This is a genomic window from Saccharopolyspora tripterygii (assembly GCF_054778355.1).
The window spans coordinates 134,058-154,453 of record NZ_BAAGZP010000036.1; the positions used below are offsets into that span (position 1 = coordinate 134,058).

19 protein-coding genes are annotated in these 20,396 nt (G+C 70.2%); 8 read left to right on the forward strand and 11 right to left on the reverse strand.

The genetic code is table 11. The annotated features are described in order from the left end of the window. Positions 1–118: 118 nt before the first annotated feature. The 6 genes from ACYVF3_RS25695 to ACYVF3_RS25720 all read right to left on the reverse strand — a co-directional run bounded on the left by ACYVF3_RS25695 (position 119) and on the right by ACYVF3_RS25720 (position 5,746). Positions 119–1,339 carry an acyl-CoA dehydrogenase family protein gene (locus ACYVF3_RS25695; RefSeq protein WP_461156810.1) on the reverse strand — a complete coding sequence of 407 codons (1,221 nt, stop codon included), beginning with the start codon at positions 1,337–1,339 and terminating at the stop codon, positions 119–121. A gap of 40 nt (positions 1,340–1,379) precedes the next feature. Next, positions 1,380–2,504: a dimethylsulfone monooxygenase SfnG gene (gene sfnG / locus ACYVF3_RS25700; protein WP_461156811.1), complete on the reverse strand. Its 1,125-nt coding sequence runs from the start codon at positions 2,502–2,504 to the stop codon at positions 1,380–1,382. 105 nt (positions 2,505–2,609) lie between these two features. Beyond that, positions 2,610–3,242 (reverse strand): 3,4-dihydroxy-2-butanone-4-phosphate synthase, encoded by a 633-nt coding sequence (locus tag ACYVF3_RS25705; protein ID WP_461156812.1) that lies wholly within the window; start codon positions 3,240–3,242, stop codon positions 2,610–2,612. 21 nt (positions 3,243–3,263) lie between these two features. After that, on the reverse strand, positions 3,264–4,475 hold the full coding sequence (locus tag ACYVF3_RS25710) for an SfnB family sulfur acquisition oxidoreductase (RefSeq protein ID WP_461156813.1): 1,212 nt from the start codon (positions 4,473–4,475) through the stop codon (positions 3,264–3,266). 97 nt (positions 4,476–4,572) lie between these two features. Next, entirely contained in the window at positions 4,573–4,653 is an 81-nt protein-coding gene (locus ACYVF3_RS25715; RefSeq protein ID WP_425474135.1) for a putative leader peptide, read from the reverse strand. 109 nt (positions 4,654–4,762) lie between these two features. Next, the gene (locus ACYVF3_RS25720; protein ID WP_461156967.1) at positions 4,763–5,746 is read right to left on the reverse strand and encodes a YeiH family protein; all 984 of its coding nucleotides are present in this window, start codon (positions 5,744–5,746) and stop codon (positions 4,763–4,765) included. Between the two features lie 115 nt (positions 5,747–5,861). On the opposite strand from ACYVF3_RS25720, the gene ACYVF3_RS25725 reads away from it, so the two are divergent. Beyond that, entirely contained in the window at positions 5,862–6,761 is a 900-nt protein-coding gene (locus ACYVF3_RS25725) for a LysR family transcriptional regulator (RefSeq protein WP_461156814.1), read from the forward strand. Here ACYVF3_RS25725 and pabB read toward each other — a convergent pair. Both pabB and ACYVF3_RS25735 read right to left on the reverse strand, forming a co-directional pair. Further along, complete coding sequence (pabB, locus tag ACYVF3_RS25730; protein ID WP_461156815.1) at positions 6,696–8,738, reverse strand: aminodeoxychorismate synthase component I; 2,043 nt, start codon at positions 8,736–8,738, stop codon at positions 6,696–6,698. The two genes, ACYVF3_RS25725 and pabB, sit on opposite strands and share 66 nt — an antisense overlap. Positions 8,739–8,768: 30 nt before the next feature. Beyond that, positions 8,769–10,280, reverse strand: coding sequence for a serine/threonine-protein kinase (locus tag ACYVF3_RS25735; protein WP_461156816.1), 1,512 nt, complete (start codon positions 10,278–10,280; stop codon positions 8,769–8,771). Positions 10,281–10,524: 244 nt separating this feature from the next. Between ACYVF3_RS25735 and ACYVF3_RS25740 the strand changes: the two genes are divergently transcribed. Together ACYVF3_RS25740 and ACYVF3_RS25745 are read left to right on the forward strand one after the other, a co-directional pair. Beyond that, positions 10,525–11,508: an aldo/keto reductase gene (locus ACYVF3_RS25740; RefSeq protein ID WP_461156817.1), complete on the forward strand. Its 984-nt coding sequence runs from the start codon at positions 10,525–10,527 to the stop codon at positions 11,506–11,508. Positions 11,509–11,947: 439 nt separating this feature from the next. Beyond that, the gene (locus ACYVF3_RS25745; RefSeq protein WP_461156818.1) at positions 11,948–13,174 is read left to right on the forward strand and encodes an acyl-CoA dehydrogenase family protein; all 1,227 of its coding nucleotides are present in this window, start codon (positions 11,948–11,950) and stop codon (positions 13,172–13,174) included. Here ACYVF3_RS25745 and ACYVF3_RS25750 read toward each other — a convergent pair. Both ACYVF3_RS25750 and ACYVF3_RS25755 read right to left on the reverse strand, forming a co-directional pair. Then, positions 13,165–14,064 carry a diacylglycerol/lipid kinase family protein gene (locus ACYVF3_RS25750; RefSeq protein WP_461156819.1) on the reverse strand — a complete coding sequence of 300 codons (900 nt, stop codon included), beginning with the start codon at positions 14,062–14,064 and terminating at the stop codon, positions 13,165–13,167. The genes ACYVF3_RS25745 and ACYVF3_RS25750 overlap by 10 nt on opposite strands. 177 nt (positions 14,065–14,241) lie before the next feature. Then, positions 14,242–14,421: a hypothetical protein gene (locus ACYVF3_RS25755; protein ID WP_461156820.1), complete on the reverse strand. Its 180-nt coding sequence runs from the start codon at positions 14,419–14,421 to the stop codon at positions 14,242–14,244. Between the two features lie 361 nt (positions 14,422–14,782). On the opposite strand from ACYVF3_RS25755, the gene ACYVF3_RS25760 reads away from it, so the two are divergent. Together ACYVF3_RS25760 and ACYVF3_RS25765 are read left to right on the forward strand one after the other, a co-directional pair. Further along, positions 14,783–15,211 carry a GtrA family protein gene (locus ACYVF3_RS25760; RefSeq protein WP_461156968.1) on the forward strand — a complete coding sequence of 143 codons (429 nt, stop codon included), beginning with the start codon at positions 14,783–14,785 and terminating at the stop codon, positions 15,209–15,211. Positions 15,212–15,240: 29 nt separating this feature from the next. Continuing rightward, the gene (locus tag ACYVF3_RS25765) at positions 15,241–16,719 is read left to right on the forward strand and encodes a phosphatase PAP2 family protein (RefSeq protein ID WP_461156821.1); all 1,479 of its coding nucleotides are present in this window, start codon (positions 15,241–15,243) and stop codon (positions 16,717–16,719) included. Positions 16,720–16,777: 58 nt separating this feature from the next. On the opposite strand, the gene ACYVF3_RS25770 is transcribed toward ACYVF3_RS25765, so the two are convergent. Then, the gene (locus ACYVF3_RS25770; RefSeq protein ID WP_461156822.1) at positions 16,778–17,827 is read right to left on the reverse strand and encodes an NAD(P)-dependent alcohol dehydrogenase; all 1,050 of its coding nucleotides are present in this window, start codon (positions 17,825–17,827) and stop codon (positions 16,778–16,780) included. Between the two features lie 108 nt (positions 17,828–17,935). Between ACYVF3_RS25770 and ACYVF3_RS25775 the strand changes: the two genes are divergently transcribed. The 3 genes from ACYVF3_RS25775 to ACYVF3_RS25785 all read left to right on the forward strand — a co-directional run bounded on the left by ACYVF3_RS25775 (position 17,936) and on the right by ACYVF3_RS25785 (position 20,394). Then, the gene (locus tag ACYVF3_RS25775) at positions 17,936–18,526 is read left to right on the forward strand and encodes a TetR/AcrR family transcriptional regulator (protein WP_461156823.1); all 591 of its coding nucleotides are present in this window, start codon (positions 17,936–17,938) and stop codon (positions 18,524–18,526) included. A gap of 81 nt (positions 18,527–18,607) precedes the next feature. Then, on the forward strand, positions 18,608–19,510 hold the full coding sequence (locus tag ACYVF3_RS25780) for a TetR family transcriptional regulator C-terminal domain-containing protein (protein ID WP_461156824.1): 903 nt from the start codon (positions 18,608–18,610) through the stop codon (positions 19,508–19,510). Beyond that, entirely contained in the window at positions 19,507–20,394 is an 888-nt protein-coding gene (locus ACYVF3_RS25785) for a beta-keto acid cleavage family enzyme (RefSeq protein ID WP_461156825.1), read from the forward strand. Before ACYVF3_RS25780 ends, ACYVF3_RS25785 begins: the two co-directional genes overlap by 4 nt. Positions 20,395–20,396 lie beyond the last annotated feature (2 nt).

A 20,396-nucleotide genomic window follows, 5' to 3' on the forward strand; every position in this document is an offset into this window, starting at 1 on the left:
TCAGCCGACATTTCGGGCACGAAAGCGGCCTGATTAGGACTAAAACTGGGACCTGGTGAGGTGAACGCAGGGGTGGCGGTCCCAGGCGGGGCGACCACCACCCCTGCTCAGGGGTCGGTCAGGTGTACCAGGTGGGTTCGGGGATCTCGCCGAGGAGGGCGTAGCGTCCCACCTCCACCCGCTTGTAGGCCACCGGGTCGTGCAGGCTGTGGGTGCGCAGGTTCCGCCAGTAGATGTCCAGGCCCACCGAGTTGGATGACGCACGAGCACCGGTCAGCTCGAACACCCGGGTCGTGATCTCCAGGCCCACGTCGATGACCCGCTGCTTGGCGGCCGCGATGCGCACCGCCACATCACCGCGCTGCTGCTCGGTGAGCGCCTCCCGCTCCGCGTGCAGTACCGCCGTGGCCTCCTCGCCCGCCTTGTCCACCAGGGCTTCCGCCGCCCACAGCTTGGCCTGCAGGTCGCCGTAGCCGTCCAGCAGGTAGAACTCCTCGCCGGCGGAGTCCTTGTTGTCCCCTCCGTAGGGCCAGGCGCGGGTGTGGTCCGCCGTGTAGGACAGCCCCGCCTCCAGGGCGCCCTGGGCGATGCCGAGGTAGAAGTTGGTGAACACCAGCTGGATCGCAGGCACGTTGAGCGTGTTGTAGGTCAGCGGCTGGAACTCCTTGTCCACGAAGCCCGCCGCCGATTCCCACGGCACGCGCACGCCGTTGATCTCCACGCTGCCGGACTCGGTGAGCCGCTGGCCCAGGTTGTTCCAGTCGTCGCCGTACACGATGGCGTCCTGCTGCGAGGGCACGATCGCGAAGATGTGCGTGTCGGTGCCCTCCAGGATCCCTTCCAGCACGGTCAGGTCCGACACCTTGCTGCCGGTGGAGAACGACTTGCGGCCCCGGTACACGAGGGTGTCGCCCTCGTCGGTGATGACCAGGTCGTCGTCGCGCGGGTTGACCGCTCCGCCGAAGAAGAGATCGTTGCTGGTGTAGAGCCTTTCGACCTCGGTGATCTGCTCCGGGGTCGCCACCAGCCGCGCGGCCCAGGCCCACAGGTAGTGGTAGCCGAGCAGCTGGCCGATCGATCCGTCGCCCTTGGCGACCTCGCGGATCACCCGGTAGGCGGTCTGCCACGTCTCGCCCGCACCGCCGTGCTCACGGGGCCCGAGGAGTGTCACCAGCCCGGATTCCTTGAGCAGGCGCACTTCCTCGTGCGGAGTCTCGTTGGCGCGGTCACGAGCGACGGCGGTCTCGGCGAGGATTCCTGCGACCTCGCGGGCGCGGCGCAACCAGCCCTTGGTGGTGTTGGGCCGGTCGGTGAACCGGCGCTGTTCGGTTGTGGTCACGGTTGTCTCCCTCTGTCGGTGTTGCGCGAATCGACGGGTTTCAGCGGGCGTTTCCGACACCGATGGGGTCACCGGTGCGGTCGAGGTCGGCTTCGAGTTCGCGGACGATCGGCAAGATCTTCTTGCCGAAGTGCTCGACGTCTTCGAGGTAGTGCAGGAATCCGAGCATCAGCAGGTCGGCGCCGCGCTTCTTGTACTCGACGATCCGGTGCGCGATCTGCTCGGGCGTTCCGATCAGGCCGGTGCGGAAGCCGTCGTTGTACTGGACGAGGTCGGCGAACTCCGAGTCCGCCCACATGCCCTTGCCGTCGGAGGTGGCGTTCCCGGCCTGCTGCACGGACTTCCGGAATCCCTCGACCGCGCCGACGTCGGCCTTGTCTACGATCTCGCGCAGCACGTCGCGCGCCTCCGCCTCGGTGTCGCGTGAGATGACGAAGCCGTTGAGGCCGAAGCGCACGGCGTGGTCGTTCTCGGCGGCGAAGCCCCGGACGTCGGCGACCTGCTCGGAGAAGCCGTCGAAGTCCTTGCCGTTGCTGAAGTACCAGTCGGACACCCGCCCGGCGAGCTTGCGCGCGGCGGTGGAGTTCCCGCCCTGGAAGATCTCCGGGTGCGGACGGCCGGGCACGTCGAACGGCTGGGGCCGGAGGCTGAAGTCGTGGATCTGGTAGAAGTCGCCGGGGAATTCGAAGTTCGGCTCGGTCCACAGCCCGCGCAGCACGCGGATGAACTCCTCGGTCCGCCGGTAGCGCTCGTCGTGCTCCAGCCACGGCTCGCCGAGACCGGTGAACTCGTCCTTGAACCAGCCGCTGACGATGTTCACCGCGAACCGGCCGCTGGAGATGATGTCGGCGGTGATGCCGAACTTCGCGAGGATCGCCGGGTGCCACAGGCCCGGGTGGGCGGCGACGATGAGCTTCAGCCGTTCGGTGGCGGTGAGCAGGCCGAGGCTGAACGCCGCCGGGTCGTGCTGCTGCGCGGCACCGTAGGAGGAGGCGTAGCGCACTTGGCTCAAGGCGTACTCGAACCCGCTGTTCTCGGCGAGCACGGCGAGCTTCTTGTTGTAGTCGTAGGTGAACTCGGTGCGCTGTTCGATGCTGCTGGTGACGAGTCCCCCGCTGACGTTGGGGACCCAGTAGGCGAACTTCAGCGGTGCGTTGTCGGACATGCGAATTGCTCCAATGCGAGCGGAATCGGGCAGGCGGAATCGACGCACGTTGTTCACGTGCGCTGGGAGGGATGTCCCGCTACGAGCGGGCTCTTCGGGGGTCGGTCAGCTACACGGCAGGGCGCCGGCGAGCCCGTCGTGCGCTCCGCCGGTCGGCTCCGCGACCGCAGCGGCGGGGACGGCGGTGAGCCCGTGGTCGGCGGCGAAGGCGCGCAGCTCCTCGTCGGTGGCCATCCGGGTCTCGTCGACGGGGCTGACCAGCTGGGCGAACACCGCGGCGGGAGCGTGCCCGGACGCGATGACCAGGCGCAGCGCCGCCTGCGCGAGGCTGGGGGCCGGGTGCTGCAGGTCGACCGCCACGGGAACGAGGTGCCCGGGGCGGGTCAGGTCGGCGGCCACGGCGTCCCGATCGGCGAGCACGCGCGCGGCGCGGGCGCGGTCGGCGGCCGAGATGCCGGTGCTCACACCGACGCTCGCGTCGACCGTCACGCACACCGTCGCGCCGGTGTCGCGCTGCGCCCGGGGCGACATGGGCGGCAGTGCGAGAGCGTCGCAGCGCTCCTCCGGCAGAGCCACGCACAGGAATCCCGACGAGTGCCGAACGGCGAACGCCGTGCCGGTCACGTCCGCGCGATCCGCCGCGAACACGACTCCGCCTCCATCACCGGCGCCGTGCACGACGACGGTTTCTCCTGCGGTGACGGCCGACAGTGCGACGTCCTGTTCCGCGATCAGCATGGTGTTCCTCGTTTCCTCTGATCAGATCTGGCCGTGGCGCGGCGGCAAGGTGCCGTTGAGGGTGTAGCGGCCGACGTGGTGGACCTTCCAGCGGACCGGATCGTGCAGGGTGTGGGTCCGGGCGTTGCGCCAATGGCGGTGCAGGTTCGCCGAATCGAGGCTGGAACGCGCTCCGGAGACCTCGAACAGCGCGTTGGTCAGCTCGATTGCGGTGCCGTCGGCGAACGCCTTCGCGGCGGCAACGGCGATGGAGGCGGCTCCTGCGGATTCGTCGGTCAGGTCCGCGCGAGCCGCGTCGATCGCCGCCCCCGCTTCGTCCAGCAGGGCTTCGGCCGCGCGCAGCCGGATGCCCAGATCACCGAATCGCTGGATGGTCAGCGGATCTTCGGCCGCGGTGTCCACACCCGCCTCGCCCCACGGGCGGCTGCGGGTGCGCACGAAATCCGCGGCCTCGTCCAGCGCTCCCGCCGCGATGCCGACGTCGATGGCCGCGTGCAGGGCCTGGGCGAGCGCTCCGTGCAGCTGCGGTCGCTCGAAGGTCAAGTGGTGCGGGACGATCCGGTTCGCGGGCACCCGCACCCGGTCGAGCACGACGGTGCCGCTGGCGGTGGTGCGCTGGCCCATCCCCGCCCAGTCGTCGATCACCTCGACGCCTTCGGCGTCGCGCGGCACGTAGGCGACCTGCAGCCGGTCCTCGTCGTCCTTGGCCAGCACCGGGATCCAGTGCGCCAGAAGAGCTCCGGTGGAGTAGCCCTTCCTGCCGTTGAGCACGAAGTCACCTTGACCGCTTTCCTGCAGCCGGGTCTGGATGTCCTGCACCGTGCGGCTACCGGTTTCGGACTGGGCGTTGCCGAACCGCTTGCCCGCCAGCAGCTCCGCGAAGAAGAACTGCTTCTGCTCGGGCGTCGCGCTCTCGCGCAGCACGTTGACGTAGGCGAAGTGGCTCTGCGGGATCTGCGCGATGCTGGGATCGGCGCTCGCCAGGAGCCGGAACACTTCCAGCAGCGTGCGGGTCGTGACGTCGGCGCCGCCGTGCGCGGCGGGAACGGTGACCGCGAGCAGACCGCTGGCCGACAGCTCGTCGAGCTCGGCGCGCGGGATGACGCGGTCGCGGTCGCGGTCGGGGGCTCCCACCGCGAAGGAACCGGCCAACCGGCGGGCTTGCACGAGCGCCTCGGCGTCGTCGCGCAGCACTGCGGCCACCGAGGTGGACGCGGTTGAAGTCGTTGCCATCTGGTGCTCCTCGAACCTGGGCAGCGAAAAACGGCGCGCGGCAGCACGAGACGAGCGCGGCTACGCCGAATGAGATGAAGGGGAAGAACGCTGAAGTTCAGCGGACGCGACACGCCTGCGCGGCCACGCGAACGAGGTCGACGTGGCGGCGCTTGGTCAGCAGATCCGCGATGAGCACGAGCTCATGCCATCAGCGCCCGGCACGGGTGTCAACAGCTGGAGCAGGCATCCCATCCTGCGGACGGCCCCGCGAAGCCGAGAGCACCGTTCCAGCCCTGCGGAACTCCTCAGCTCAGCAGCGTCATCGTCGTGGTGGCCAGCGCGGTGACCAGGATCGTCGAGCAGGTGCCCAGCGCGAAGGCACGCGGACCGGTGCGCATCAGCGCGGCGACGCGCACCGTCGTGCCCAGCCCGAACAGCGCGGCGGTCAGCAGCAGCGTGGTGACCGGCTTGGCGACGTCGAGCACGAACTCGGGCAGCTGCCCGCTGCTGCTCAGGGCGACGGTCGCGAGGAATCCGACCACGAACAACGGCATGATGGGCGGGCGCTGCGCGCTGGAATCCCGCCTCCGGAGCAGGCTGACCGCGGTCACCAGCGGCGCCAGGAGCACGACGCGGCTGAGCTTGACCACCACCGCGATCGCCACCGCGGAAGCGCCCAGCGGAGACGCCGCGGCCACCACCTGGGCCACCTCGTGCACCCCGGCGCCCGCGATGCGGCCGGCGAGGTCGCCGCCCACACCGGTCTGGGAGAAGGTCACCGGCAGCGCGATCATCGCGATGGTCCCGAACACCGTCACCATCGCCACGCTGGTGGCCACATCCTCGTCCTCGCGGTCCACGACCCCCTCGACCGCGGCCACCGCGGACGCCCCGCAGATCGAGAACCCCGTCGCCACCAGCAACGACAAGCCCTTCGAGACCCCCAGGAGCCTGCCCAGCCACAGCGTTGCCGCGAAGGTCGCGGTCACCGTGATGAGCACCGCCAGCACCGTGCCCGCGCCCAGTCCGAGGATCTGGCCGATGCTCAGCTGCAACCCGAGCAGCACCACGCCCGCGCGAAGCGGCGTGCGCGCCACCCACGCGAGCCCCGGACGGACCCGGTCGGGCAGGCGCGGGAGGTTCCCGACCACGACGCCCAGCGCCACCGCGACGGTCAGCGCGCTCAGCGCCGGCACCTGCGACGACACCGCCATCGCCACCGCGACGGCCGTGGCGGCGAGTGCGAGTCCCGGGACGAGTCGAGCGTCGACGGCGGTCAGGATCCTCATGGCGATCAGACTCGCCGACCCGACCACCCCTCGGTAGCCGTCTCCCACGAGGGTCGTCATAGCCGAACGGAATGACCTGCGCCCAGCGGGCCCGCCCAGGACCTACGCTTCAGGCATGACCGCACCCGACTCCGAAGCACTCCGCCTGCTGGTGCTGGTGAGCGAGCTGGGCAGCATCGGCGCGGCGGCGTCCGAGCTGCACATCAGCCAGCCATCGGCGAGCAAGCGCCTCAACCGGCTCGAACGGCAGCTCGGACTGGAGCTGCTGGCGCGCACCCGGCAGGGCTGCGCGCCCACGCCCGCCGGGGAGATGGTGTGCGGCTGGGCGCGGGAAGTCCTCGCGCACGTGGACGGCCTGATGAACGGTGTGCGGGCGCTGCGTGCCCAGCAGGAGTCCAAGCTGCGGGTGTCGGCGAGCATGACCGTCGCCGAGTACCTGGTGCCGCGCTGGATCAGCATGCTGCGCCAAGCGCTGCCCGAGGTCCACCTGGAGCTCGACGTCACCAACTCCGCGGCGGTGGCCGACGCGGTCCGGCACGGGCACGCCGACCTCGGCTTCATCGAAACGCCCGACCCGCCCGAGGGCGTCTCCACTCGTTACGTCGCCCGCGACCGCATGGTCGTCATCGTCCCGCCCGGCCATCCCTGGTCGCGCCTGCGGCGACCGCTGACGCCCAGCGAACTGGCAGCCACGCCGGTGATCGTGCGCGAGCACGGCTCCGGCACGAGGGAAACGCTGCACCGAGCGCTGGCCGCGGTCGGTGCCACCGCCGTGGCACCGCTGCTGGAGCTGCGCTCCACGACGGCCGTGCGCAACGCGGTGGTCGCGGGCGCCGGCCCCGCGGTGCTCAGCACCCTGGCGGTGGCGACCGATCTCGCCGAGAACCGGCTGGTGGAGGTCCCGGTCGCGGAACTCGACCTGCGCCGCCCGCTGCACGCCGTGTGGCGCTCAGGCCTCCAGCTCACCGGGCCCGCGGCCGCGCTGCTGGCCACCGCCATGCGCGCTCCCGACTGACCAGCGCAACGCGCGCGTCGGCGCGGCGGCCTTGAGCAGCATCTCGTCGTACTCGGCCGCCGGATCGGAGTCCAGCACGATCGCCCCACCGGCGCCGACCTGCCACCGCCCGTCGACCAGGACCATGGTGCGGATGACGATGTTGAGATCGGCGGCGCCCGAACAGCCCAGGTATCCGATCGCACCGGAGTAGACGCCGCGCGCCCGGTCCTCGATGGAGGAGATGAGCTCCATGGTGCGCGGTTTGGGCGCCCCGGTCATCGATCCGCCGGGGAAGCAGGCCCGCACGCAGTCGATCACGTCGTGCTCGGGACGCAGCACGCCGCGGATCGTCGACACCAGCTGGTGCACCGTCTCGTAGGTCTCCACCGACATCAGCTCGGGCACGTGCATCGTGTCCACCGCGCACACCCTGCCGAGGTCGTTGCGCATCAGGTCGACGATCATCAGGTTCTCGGCGCGCGTCTTGGCGTCTGCGGCGAGCTCCCGGCGGATGCGGGCGTCTTCATCGAGGTCCTCGCCGCGCGGGGCCGTGCCCTTGATCGGCTTGGCCTCCACCGCCCGGTCCGGGGTGACCTTGAGGAACCGCTCCGGCGAGGAGCACGCCACCTCGACACCCCCGAGGCGCAGGAAAGCCGAGTAGGGCGCGGGGTTCCGGCGCCGCAAGCGGCGGTAGGTCCGCAGCGCGGGTTCGGTGACGGGCAGGTCCGCCGAGTTGGTCAGGCAGATCTCGTAGCTCTCGCCCGCCAGCAGATGTCGTTGGCAGGTCAGCACGTCGCGCTCGTACTCGGCGCGGTCGCGGGCCAACGCGGGCTCGACGCGGTCCTCCCCCGCCTCGCCCGGGTCGGCGAGCCGGGGCGCGCGGGACAGCCGCGCGGCGGTGTCGGCGAGCCAGTCGACCGCGGCCGAGCGGTCCTCCCCCTCGCTGAGGGCCACCAGGTACGTGCGCTGTTCCCGGTGGTCGACGGCGAGGAAGCGATCGGCGAAGATCCACGCCGCGTCCGGGCTCGGTGAGCGGTGCCGGTTCGGCGATCCGCAGTCGGCCTTGAGCTCGTAACCGAAGTAACCGACGTAGCCCCCGGTGAAGTCGAACGGCAGCGGGGGTGCCTCGACCTCCCGGCGCCGCAGTTCCCGCTGCAACCGGTCCAGCACCGGTTCATCACCGGAATCCACCCGGTAGACGAGGGTTTCGCTCAGCGGGCCCGAATCATCACCCAGGAACGAGAACCTCGACAGCCCGTCCTCGACCCTGGAGCTGTCGAGCCAGAACGCGTTGGCGGAATCCGAGAACAGCTGCGCGAAGGCTGATTCCGCATCGATCTCGGTGTCCCACTCCACCACGTTGGCCCGGAACCGGCGTTTCTCAGGCGTGGCCGACGACCGCGGTGGCCTCGGAACGGGTGGGCGCCCGGTAGTCAGGTCGCGGAAGTTCGCCAGCAGCCGCTCACCGTGCTCGGACTCGACGGACTCGGGGTGGAACTGCACTCCCCAGCGCGGCAACCGCTCGTGCCGCAACGCCATCACCACACCGTCCTCGGCCCGCGCCGTGACCAGCAGATCGTCGGGAACCGGCTCGGCGACGCACAACGAGTGGTAGCGCACGGCACCGAACTCCGCCGGGATCCCGGCGAACATCGCATCGCCGTCGTGGGTCACACGAGTCAGATGACCGTGCCGCGCGGCCGGCGCGCGCACGATGCGCCCGCCCTCGCTCACCGCGAGGCCCTGGTGCCCCAGGCACACGCCCAGCACCGGAACGGTGGCCGCGGCCAGGACGTCGGCGGAGATGCCGAAGTCCCGCGACCGCACCGGGCTGCCCGGACCCGGCGAGATGACGATGTTGTCGTAGTCGTCGAGGTCGACGGCCTCCGCCGTGTCGTTGGTGACCACGTGGGGCTCGCAGCCGTTGACCCGCGCGAGCAGGTGGAACAGGTTGTAGGTGTAGGAGTCGTGGTTGTCCACCAGCAGCGTGCGCACGACTCCCCTTCCGCTCGTGGGCTCCGGCGGTCAGTCGTCCTCGCCCTTGCCCTTGTTCCCGTTGTGGCCCTGGTCGGACCCCGGCCCCTTGTGCTTGCCCGGAGGGTGCTTGGGGCCGTCCTTCTGGGGTGGCGCCGCAGGCGGGGGCGGTGGAGGTGGCGTGCTCGTCGAGGAGTTCAGCACGGCGTCGGACTCGATCAGCGGCTGCCGCGCCCCGCGCAGTCCCAGCTGGTGCTGCTCGGTGATGCGAGTGCCGTCGGGCATGACGAGCTCGATGCCGACCCGGACGGCGTTGGGCGCGCCGACCACCGGCGGCTCCACGATGCGCACATCGGACACGCTCGACCAGAAGCCCTCGTACCCCTCGCGCCCCTGGGCCTGCATGCCCGCGCCCAGCCGCGCCCACGCGTTCGCGGGGTGCTCGGGCAGCAGCGCGTAGTAGTCGGAGACGACGCGTTCGAGCTCGGCGGGCGCGACCGCCGGTTCCGGTGCGGGCTCCTCCTGACCGAGGGAGGGCAGCAGGAACGCCAGAGCGACCAGCACCACAGCGGCTGCGCCCGCGCTCAGGTAGATCCACCGCCGCGAGCGGACGGGCTCCGGCTCGGGCACGGGACGTCCGTCGAGGCGCGTGCCCTCCCGCGCGGGAGTGGCCACCGCGGCGGCCGGAACGGTCGGTTGCGCGTGGTCCGGGACCGGGGCCGGCGGCAGCGGCGACGGAGCACCGGAGACGACGGCCTGCAACGCCTCGCTCGCCTGCGCGGGCGTGGGCCGCTGCGCGGGGTCGACGTGCAGCATCCTGGTCAGCACGGGCGCCAGCACGCCCGCCAGCTGCGGCGGCCGGAACGCCCCCGCAGCGACCTCGTGGAGCAGCGCGATCGAGTTCTCCGCGTCGTCACCGAAGGGAGGCGTGCCCTCCACGGCCGCGTAGAGCGTGGCCCCCAGCGAGTAGACGTCGGAGGCAGGAGTGGGCGCGCGTCCCCGAGCGACCTCGGGAGACAGGTAGGCGGGGGTCCCGGCGATGATGCCGGTCCGGGTCACGGCCACGTCGTCGGAGGCGTGCGAGATGCCGAAATCGGTGATCTTGGCGGTGCCGTCGTCGCCGATCAGGATGTTGCCCGGCTTCATGTCCCGGTGGGTGATCCCGGCGGTGTGCGCCGCGTCGAGCGCCGCGGCGGCCTGCGCGCCCATGCTCGCCACCGCGCCGGGCGTCATCCGGCCCTTCTCGGCCAGCACTTCCGCGAGGCTGCGGGACGGCAGGTACTCCATGATCAGCACCGGCGAACCGTCGTGCTCGATCACGTCGTGCACCGCGACCGCGTTCGGGTGGTGCAGGCGCGCGGCGATGCGGCCCTCGCGCATCGCCCGCTGCCGGGCCTCCTCGACGAGCGCCTGGTTCGTGCCATCGGCGGCGTTGAGCTGCTTGGCCGCGACGGGGCGTTGCAGCAGCTCGTCGGTGGCCAGCCACACCACGCCCATGCCGCCGCTGCCCAGCCGCCGCTCCAGCCGGTACCGGCCGCCCAGCAGCGCACCCACCTCTGTCACACGTAGCCCTTCCGCTCAGACAACCCGACCAGGCTAACCCGTCCGTGTGATCGCTGGTCGCACCCCGGCCAGCGACCTGGGAAAACATCGACCAGCGGAACATCGCGCTCCGGTCACCCCGGCGGCTCGCGCAGCAGGCCGTGCGGGGCGCGCACCGGCCGGTCATCATCCTTCGCGAGGACGAACCCTGAAAAGCGCTGGACGTGCGTGGCACTGTGGTCCGAGCGATCACTGGAGGAACGTGATGGAGTACCGGACTGTCGGGGCGACCGGAGTTCGCGTGTCGCCGATGTGCCTGGGCACGATGTCGTTCGGCGCGGAGGCCGATGAGCAGACCTCGGCGGAGATGTTCCAGCGAGCGCGCGAGCTCGGCCTGAACCTCTTCGACACCGCCGACGTCTACGCGGGCGGCCGGTCCGAGGAGATCCTCGGCAGGCTCATCGCCGACTGCCGCGACGAGGTGGTGCTCACCTCGAAGGCGTTCTTCCCCACCGGCGACGACGTCAACGCCCAGGGCGCGTCCCGCAGGCACCTGACGCGCGCCGTGGAGGCCAGCCTGCGACGTCTGGGCACCGAGTGGATCGACTTCTACTTCGTGCACTCCTTCGACGAGCTCACGCCGATCGAGGAGACCCTGCGCGTGCTCGACGACCTGCAGCGCCAGGGCAAGATCCGGTACCCCGCGGTGAGCAACTGGGCGGCCTGGCAGATCGCCAAGGCCCTGGGGATCTCGGCGAAGGACCGGCTGGCCCGCTTCGAGCTGATCCAGCCGATGTACAACCTCGTCCGACGCCAAGCCGAGGTCGAGATCCTGCCGATGGCCGAGTCGGAGAAGCTCGGCGTCATCACCTACAGCCCGCTCGGCGGCGGCCTGCTCACCGGCAAGTACGGCACGGGACGTCGCCCCGAGTCCGGGCGCCTCGTCGACAACGAGCGCTACGCCCAGCGCTACGGCCAGGAATCCGACTACGTCACCGCGGAGAAGTTCACCGAGTTCTCGCGGCAGCAGGGCGTCAAGCCCGCCACCCTCGCGGTCGCCTGGACGATGTCGGCACCCGGGGTCACCGCCCCCATCATCGGCGGCCGCGACCTCGACCAGCTCGCCGACTCCCTCGACGCGCTGGAGATCGACATGACCCCGGACCTGCGCGAGGAGATCTCCCAACTCTCCCCCACGCCACCACCCGCGACCGACCGCACCGAAACCCGAAAGACGTCCCTCCCCTGACACTCGCCCGGCGCAACGCCTCACACACGTTCAGTCACGCACTGTTGATGGGTGAACACGCAGCGATATCCTCACTGATCCGCACTCGTCAGCAGGAGAAACGATGACCGATCCTGAACTCGCTCCCGGCCGGGACCCGGAATACCCGGGCGAGAAGGCTCTCGGTGGAGATCGACTGGTTGGACGCATCGATGGGATTCGCGAAACCCGAGGCGCTCTGCAGCATCTCAAGTTCGACCGCTGACAACTCCGAATCTCACGCGCGAGAGATGCGGGTGGAGATCTCCGCTCGGTCCGGGGCGGGTCGATTCCGGGGACTTCGACGGGGGCGAGCCAGAGACAAGGCGCCGGGGGTTATCGTGCGTGGCGTCGTGGCGTTTTCGCTTCGCCGGCGGTCGGTGCTGACGCCGGGGTTCCGGTCCCCTCGGAGGGAATGGCCTTGAGCAGCAACGAGATCACGCGTTGGGCCGATCAGCCCAAACCTTCTTCCGCTGAAGAGTGGATCGCGCGATCGCGCGAAGTGGCCAAGGCGCTCGCCACCGATGCTGTGGACCGCGACCGGGCCGGAGCCGACCCGACGCGAGAGGTGCAGCTGCTCAAGGACTCCGGGCTCGTCACGCTGCTGGGTCCTGCCGAGCACGGTGGGGCGGAACAGCACTGGACCACCGCCTGCCGCGTGGTGCGCGAGGTGTCCGCCGGTGACGGGTCGATCGGGCAGCTGCTCGGGCACCACTACGTGTGGGCGTGGGCGATGCGGCTGGTGGGCACGCCCGAGCAGATCGCCGAGGTCGACGAGCTCTACACCACCGAGAACCACTTCTTCGGCGGGGTGGTCAACCCGCGCGACAACGACCTCATCGTCACCGACGAGGGCGAAACCCTGCTCTACAACGGGAAGAAGTTCTTCTCGACCGGCAGCAAGGTCTCCGACCTCCTGATCCTCGAAGGAACGCTGGAACCCGGCGGGCGCAGCGTGTTCTCGGTCGTTCCCACCCGGCAGAGCGGGATCACCTTCGGCGCGGACTGGAACAACCTGGGCCAGCGGCTCACCGCCTCCGGAAGCGTCGAGATCACCGACGTGCGCGTCCCGTGGTCCGCGGCGGCGGGATACGTCGACAAGCAGTTCCGCACTTCGTCTTTCAGCACCTTGCACGTGCCCGCGCTGCACCTGGTCTTCGCCAACCTCTACCTCGGCATCGCCCAAGCCGCCCTGCGCGCCGGTGCCGCCTACACGCGGGGGCACACCCGCGCGTGGCCCTACGGCGGCGAGGGCAAGAACTCGGGCACCGAGGAGTTCTACGTCGTGGAGGGCTACGGCGATCTGCAGTCCAAGCTGTGGGCGGCGGAAACGCTCACCGACGCCGCAGGCGCGAACCTGGCGCAGCTGCTGCACGCGGGCCGCGATGCCGTGACGCGCGAACAGCGGGGCCGCGCAGCGGTTCTCGTCTCGGCGGCCAAGCAGCGCGCGATCGACGTGGGACTGGAAGTCGCCACCAAGGTCTTCGAGCTCACCGGCGCCCGCGCCACGGCGAACTCAGTGGGCATGGACCTCTACTGGCGCAACCTGCGCACCCACAGCCTGCACGACCCGGTCGCCTACAAGCGCGTCGAGGTCGGCCGGTACACCCTGCTCGGCGACCTGCCGACCCCGTCGCCCTACTCCTGATCCTCCGGCGCCTCGCCGTCGGTCCACGTGCGCGGGGTGACGACGTGCAGCGCGTTGCGCGCGACCTCGAAGGACTCCGGCGTGCTCGCGACGACCTCGCCGTCGATGTTGATCGGCAGCACCTCGTCGGTGTCGATCCGCAGCGCGCGGGTCCTGAAGTGCTCGACCTGGTCGCTGGGCTGCCCGGTCTTGAGACCGCGCACGACGCCGGCGAGCTGGCCGATGTTGCCCTGCCGGATGACGGTGACGTCCAGCGCGTTGTCGTCGATGCCGGAGTCGCTGGCGGCCAGCTGGCCACCGCCGAAGTAGCGGCCGTTGGCGATCGAGACCTGCAGGAGCCGGTCGAACTCCCGGTCCTCGTGGTCTCCGTCGGGGAAGCTCAGCCTGGCGGCGAACGGGCGGTGCTTGAAGAACGCCTTCGCCGTGGCCACGGGATAGGCGAGCGGGCCGACGAAGCGCTTCAACCGCGGCGACATCGCCTGCGCGACCTCGGCGCCGATGCCGACGGAAGCGCGGTTGACGTAGTAGTTGTCACCGCACAGCCCCAGGTCGACGTCGACGATGTGGCTGTCGAGGATCGTCCGGCAGGCACCGTCGAGGTCGTCGGGGATGTGCATGGTGCGGGCGAAATCGTTCGCCGTGCCCAGCGGGAGCAGCGCGAGCGGGACGTCGCGGTGCGCGAGGCAGTCGACCACGGAGCTGACGCTGCCGTCCCCACCGCCCACGATGATCAGGTCGTGGCCGCTCCTGGCCGCCGATTCGACGGTTTCGACGAGCCGCGACGGGTCCTGCAGCGGGTAGGTGGCACCCAGGGGCACGCCGAGCTCGCGCAACCGGTCGAGGGCGTAGGCGTAGGCCTTGCCTCCGGTGCGCGAGTGCACGTTGACCACCAGGGCGGCTTTGGTGACAGGCCGCTCGATGCGAATGGTCCGCCTCCTGCGAAGTTCGGGGACACCGACGGCGTCCTTTCTACCTTCGCCAGGTCACGACCGGCACCCGTGGGGCGCCTTCACCGAGCGGCGTGACCGCCGCAGCACTGCGCCACGAGCAGGTGGCGGAGCGGAGGATCAGGACCGGGCGCCGACGTCGGCGGTGACGACGCCGGTCGAGACCAGTCGCCGCTTGGCGCGGCGGGTGCCCCACGGACCGTGCAGGGCGATCATGTCGGACGGAAGCGGACAGGTGCGCCCACCTTCGGCGATCCGGGTGAGTCCGGACTCCGGGCGGGGCTGGGCGTGCTTGGACACAGTTCTCACCAGCGAACAAGTAGGTAAAGAGCATTTTTTGGGCAGGAGAGCACGCGCTGCCTTCGGACCTAGTATGCGCCATCCGATGTCGATCTTCACGGTGGGGTCGCGGTCCAGCCGAAATCCAGCGAATTCCATTCGCTTTCCATTGTGGATCGTTTTGGGTTTCGCGCGAATTCATCGATTTTCGATTTGATTTCGCTGTTCACTGAAGTGATAGGAGCAATTACCTCGTGTGCGCACCCTCGACGGGTCGCGTTCATCCGGTCATGCCATCGTTGATCCCATGACCGCCGGGCAGCAGGCCGAGCCGATCGCACAGCAGTCCCCACCCGATCGCGGCGAGCGGTTCCACGCCGCGATGGAAGCCGTGACGCGAAGACTCCCCTTCGGGCTCTCCCGCCTCGTGGCGCCGAGCTTCCTCGGTTTCGCGCTGATCAACGGCTCGACGTTCGCCTTCGACCTGCTGCTGCTGACCGTGTTCCGCAGCGGGCTGCACTGGCCGGTCCCGGTCGCGTTCACCATCGCCTACCTGATCGCCTTCGCGCTGAGCTTCGTGCTCAACCGGGCGTTCAACTTCCGCTCGCACGCCCCGGTCGGCCCGCAGGCCGTGCTCTACGCCGTGGCGATCCTGGTGAACTACGTCGCCTTCGTCCTCGGACTCGGCAGCGGCCTGGCCGCGCTGGGCGTGCAGTACCACGTGTCGCGCATCGTGGCGGGCCTCTGCGAGGCCGTGTACATGTACAGCGCCATGCGCTGGGTCATCTTCCGGGACACCCGCGAGCGGTAACCAGCGCGACCGAGGACTAGGGTCGCGGCGTGTTCAGCAGGGTGCGCAGGACGGTCCAGCGGCTCAACGCGGCGGACCACGACTTCGTGCTGCGGTCGGCTTCGTGGCCGCGCAGCACGGCCGACCCCGCGCTGCGCGGGCTCACCCACCTCGCCGACCACAGCAAGCTGTGGCTGGGCGTGGCGGCGGTGCTGGCGACCAAGCGGGGCCGGTGGCGGCGCGCGGCGCTGCGCGGGGCCAGCGCCATCGCGTTCGCCAGCGCGGTGACCAACGGGATCGGCAAACCGCTGCTCCCCCGCCGTCGCCCGGCCGCCGACCTGCTGCCCGCCCGTCGCAGGCTCAGCACACCGCCGTCCTCCTCGTCGTTCCCGTCGGGCCACGCGGCCTCGGCCGCGGCGTTCACCACGGCGGTCTGGATGGAAGCTCCTGAACTGGGCGTGGCGCTGCTGCCGCTGGCCGGGGCGGTCGCCTACTCGCGGGTGCACACCGGGGTCCACTGGCCGACCGACGTGCTGTTCGGCGGGGCCATCGGCACCGCCGTCGCAGCGGCCACCAGCCGCTGGTGGCCGGTCCGGCCTGCCACGCCCAGCCTCGCCCGCACCAGCGAGCGCACGGTTGCGCTGGAAGGCGGCGACGGACTGGTCCTGCTGGTCAACCCGTCCTCCGGGGACCCGGCCCAGGACCCCTCCGACGAGCTCGTGGAGCTGCTGCCGGGCGCCGAGCTCGTGCACCCGGAGCCCGAGACCGACCTGAAGGAGCAGCTGCACGCGCACCTCGACACCTGCGGCAACGTGAAGGTCCTCGGCGTCGCGGGTGGCGACGGGAGCGTCGCGGCGGCAGCGGCCGTGGCCGTGGAGCGCGGTCTGCCGCTGCTGGTGGTGCCCAGCGGGACGCTGAACCACTTCGCGCGCGATCTCGGCGTTCCCAGCACCGAGGAGGCCGTGGAGGCGCTGCGCAACGGGTCGGCGGTGAACGTCGACCTGGGCACCGTCCACGTCGACGACCTCCCGCAGCAGTGGTTCGTCAACACCGCGAGCCTCGGCGGCTACCCGGACATGGTGCGGTTGCGGGAGAAGTGGACCCACCGGTGGGGCAAGTGGCCGGCTGGCGCGGCGGCGCTGGTGCGGGTGCTGGCCAGCGCGGAGCCGATCCCGGTGCGCATCAACGGGGTCGAGCGCGAGATCTGGCTGTTCTTCGCCGGTGGCAACGGTTATCAGCCCAAGGGTCTGGCGCCGACCTGGCGGCCGCGGCTGGACACCGGCGTGCTCGACATCCGCTACATCCGGGCGGACCTGCCGTTCTCCCGGACCAGGTTCGTCGCCGGAGCGCTGACCGGGGCCCTGTTCCACAACCGCGCCTACGTCCAGGAGGAGCGCGACCGGGTTCGCGTCGAGGTGCTCGGCGCGCCGGTGGCGCTGGCCAGGGACGGCGAAGTCTCACTCAAGGGAAAAGTTTTCGACTTCGCCGCGCGCGACGGCGCGCTGCACGTCTACCGGCCGGAGACGTGAGAAGCCCCGGGGCGCCGCGTCCCGCGTTCGGCGCCCCGGGGCTTCGCCGGAACTTCGCTCAGGCGCCGATCGTGGCGGTGTCGATGACGAAGCGGTAGCGCACATCGCTTCCGGTGACCCGCTCGTAGGCGGCGTTGACCTGGTCGGCCGAGATGGTCTCGATCTCCGCGCCGATGCCGTGCTCGGCGCAGAAGTCCAGCATCTCCTGGGTTTCGGCGATGCCGCCGATCATCGAACCGGCCAGCGACTTGTTGCCCGCGATCAGCGAGAAGGCGCTGTAGGACAGCGGAGTCCCCGGAGCGCCCACGTTGACCATGGCGCCGCCGACGCTCAGCAGGCCCAGGTAGGAGTCGACTGGAAGTTCGGCCGACACCGTGTTGAGGATCAGGTCGAACCGACCGGCCAGGGTCTCGAAGGTCGACTCGTCGCTGGTCGCGTAGTAGTCCTTCGCTCCCAGCCGGAGACCGTCCTCCTGCTTCTTCAGGCTCTGGCTGAGCACCGTCACCTCGGCGCCCATCGCGGCGGCCAGCTTCACGGCCATGTGGCCGAGACCGCCGAGCCCGACGACGGCGACCTTCTTGCCGGGGCCCGCGCCCCACTGGCGCAGCGGGGAGTAGGTCGTGATCCCGGCGCACAGCAGCGGGGCCGCGACGTCGAGGCCGATGCCTTCCGGGATGCCGCAGACGAACGAGTCCTTGACCACGACCTGCCGGCTGTAGCCGCCGTAGGTGTTCTCGCCGTCGAACCCGACGCCGTTGTAGGTCTGGACGTTGCCCTTCACGCAGAACTGCTCGGTTCCGGCCTGGCAGTGCTCGCACTCACCGCAGGAGTCGACCATGCAGCCGACGCCGACGCGGTCGCCCACCTCGTAGCGGGTGACCTCCGAGCCGACGGCGGCGACCGTGCCCGCGATCTCGTGGCCCGGGACCATCGGGAAGATCGCGGTGCCCCAGTCCTCGCGGGCCTGGTGGATGTCGCTGTGGCAGATGCCGGCGTAGGCGATGTCGATCAGCACGTCGTCCGGCCGCAGGTCACGTCGCGTGATCGTCGTCTGCTCCAGGGGTGCCCCCGGGGTCGGAACGGCGATAGCGTTCGTGATCGTGCTCATGAACCCTCCATGGAACAGCTTGTGCACGAGCTCTCGATGTAAGAGCCTTCTTACATTAAGACGCGAGAGGGCTCTTGCCTATTCCGATCGAGAGATGTGATCCCGCGCATGACCGGCAAGTACCACCACGGCGACCTCCGCGCCGAGCTCGTGCGCATCTCCCTGGAGCTGATCGCGGAGCGCGGCGTCGACGGCTTCTCCGTCGCCGAGGTCGCCCGTCGCGCCAAGGTCAGCCCCGGCGCCCCCTACCGGCACTTCCCCGACCGCGAGAGCCTGCTCGCGGCCGTGGCGACCGAGGTCGCGCACCAGCTGGCCGACGAGGTCGAGCGCGCCGCGGGCGAGCAGTCCGACCCCGCCGAGGGGCTCGCCGCGGCCGCCGGGACCTACACCGGCTTCCTCATCCGGCAGCGGGTCGGCATGGACCTGATCAACGCCGAGGTGCTGCAGGGCGAGCGCTACGCCGAGCTGCACGACCAGACGCGGCGGCTCACCGACCAGTTCCTGCTGCGCACCATGGCGGTCGCGGAACCGGGCGATGCCCTGGAGCTGATGGAGCAGCTGTTCACCCAGGCGCACGGTTACGGCGCGTTCTGGCTCAACGGGGTCTTCACCAAGCACGGTTACGACCCGCCGCTGGTCGTCCGCAAGTCGTCCCGGGCTGCCCGAGCGGCCGTCGAGGGCTACCGCACCACGCCCTGATCCGCTCCCCCGCGGATCTCCGCTGATCCAGGGGACACCGCCTGACCTGCGGCGTTGCGCATTGACTGAGCTGACAGTCAGATGTTGCGATTTGCGCAATCCGTGGGTACGGTCTGCGTCGTGTCAGACGACGAGTTGGTCGAGCGGGTCCGGTCGGCCGTGCACCGGTTCCCGGAGAGCCAGAGGGCCTTCGCCGATCGCATCGGCTTGGAGTCCACCAAGCTGTCCAAGGCCCTCAACGGAACCCGCCGGTTCACGCCCGAGGAGCTGACCCGGATCGCCGACGCCGGCGGCGTCACCGTGAACTGGCTGATCAACGGCGCCGACGACCTCGAAACCGTCGCCAGCGCCCCGCAGCGCAGCGCCGCTCGCGGCCCGGAGCGCTCCGACCGCTACCACCAGATCCTCGACGCCGCCTGGCACATGATCGCCGAGCGCGGCTACCACTCGGTCCGCGTAGCCGATGTCGCCCAGGCCTGCGGCACCTCGGCCGCCACGATCCACTACCACTTCCCCGGCCGCGACGACCTGCTCACCGAAGCGCTGCGGCACTCGGTCAAGCAGGCCTTCGACCGGCAGGTCGCCGAACTGCACGTCGTCGACGACGCCCACGAGCGCCTGCTGCGCCTGGTCGAGCTGCAACTGCCCTCCCCCGGCCCGCTCCGGCTGGAGTGGTCGATCTGGTTGCAGGTCTGGAACGAGAGCGCGCTGAACCCGGAACTGCGCGTGCTGCACAGCGATTCCTACTCGCGCTGGCACGACACGATCGCGCGCACCATCCGGCAGGGCCAGCAGCAAGGCGTCTTCGCCGACGCCGATGCCGACGAGCTGACGATGCACCTCACCGCGCTCATCGACGGCCTCGGCATCCAGGTCATCACCGAACGTCCCGGCCGCTCCGTGGAGCTGATGCGCCGGGTTCTGCACGACTTCGTGGAACGGGAAATCGTCCGCACCGAAAGGACTCGGAGGGAAACGACATGAACGAAGAGGTCATCATCACCGCGGCGCTCACCGGCGCCGGTGACACGACCGGCAAGAGCCCGCACGTGCCGGTCAGCCCGGAGCAGATCGCGCAGTCGGCCGTGGAAGCGGCGAACGCCGGTGCGGCCGTGGTCCACGTGCACGTGCGCGACGTCGAGACCGGTCAGGGCACGCGCGACGTGTCGGTCTACCGCGAGACGGTGCGGCGGATCCGCGAGTCCGGTGTGGACGTGGTGCTGAACCTGACCGCGGGCATGGGCGGTGACCTGTTCATCGACCAGGACGACCCGCTCAAGCCGGTCGACGGAACGGATCTGGTCAACGGCCTGGAGCGGCTTCCGCACGTCGAGGAGCTGCTGCCGGACATCTGCACGCTGGACTGCGGTTCGCTGAACTTCGGCGACGGCAGCCAGCTCTACATCTCCACGCCGGACATGCTGCGTGCGGGCGCCAAGCGCATCCAGGAGCTGGGCGTGAAGCCGGAGCTGGAGATCTTCGACACCGGTCAGCTGTGGTTCGCCACCAAGATGATCGAAGAGGGCCTCATCGATTCGCCGCCGCTCTTCCAGCTGTGCATGGGGATTCCCTACGGCGCACCGGTCGACCCGGGCGTCCTGCAGTCGATGGTGAACATGCTGCCCGCCGACGCGAACTGGGCGAGCTTCGCCATCGGCCGCAACCAGCTCCCGTGGGTCGCGCAGTCCGCGCTGCTGGGCGGTCAGGTCCGCGTCGGCCTGGAGGACAACCTCTACCTCAGCCGCGGCCTGAAGGCGACCAACGCGCAGCTCGTGGAGCGCGCGGTGACGATCATCGAGGGCATGGGCGCCAAGATCGCGACGCCGGACCAGGCCCGCGCCAAGCTCGGCCTCAAGCCCCGCTCCTGACT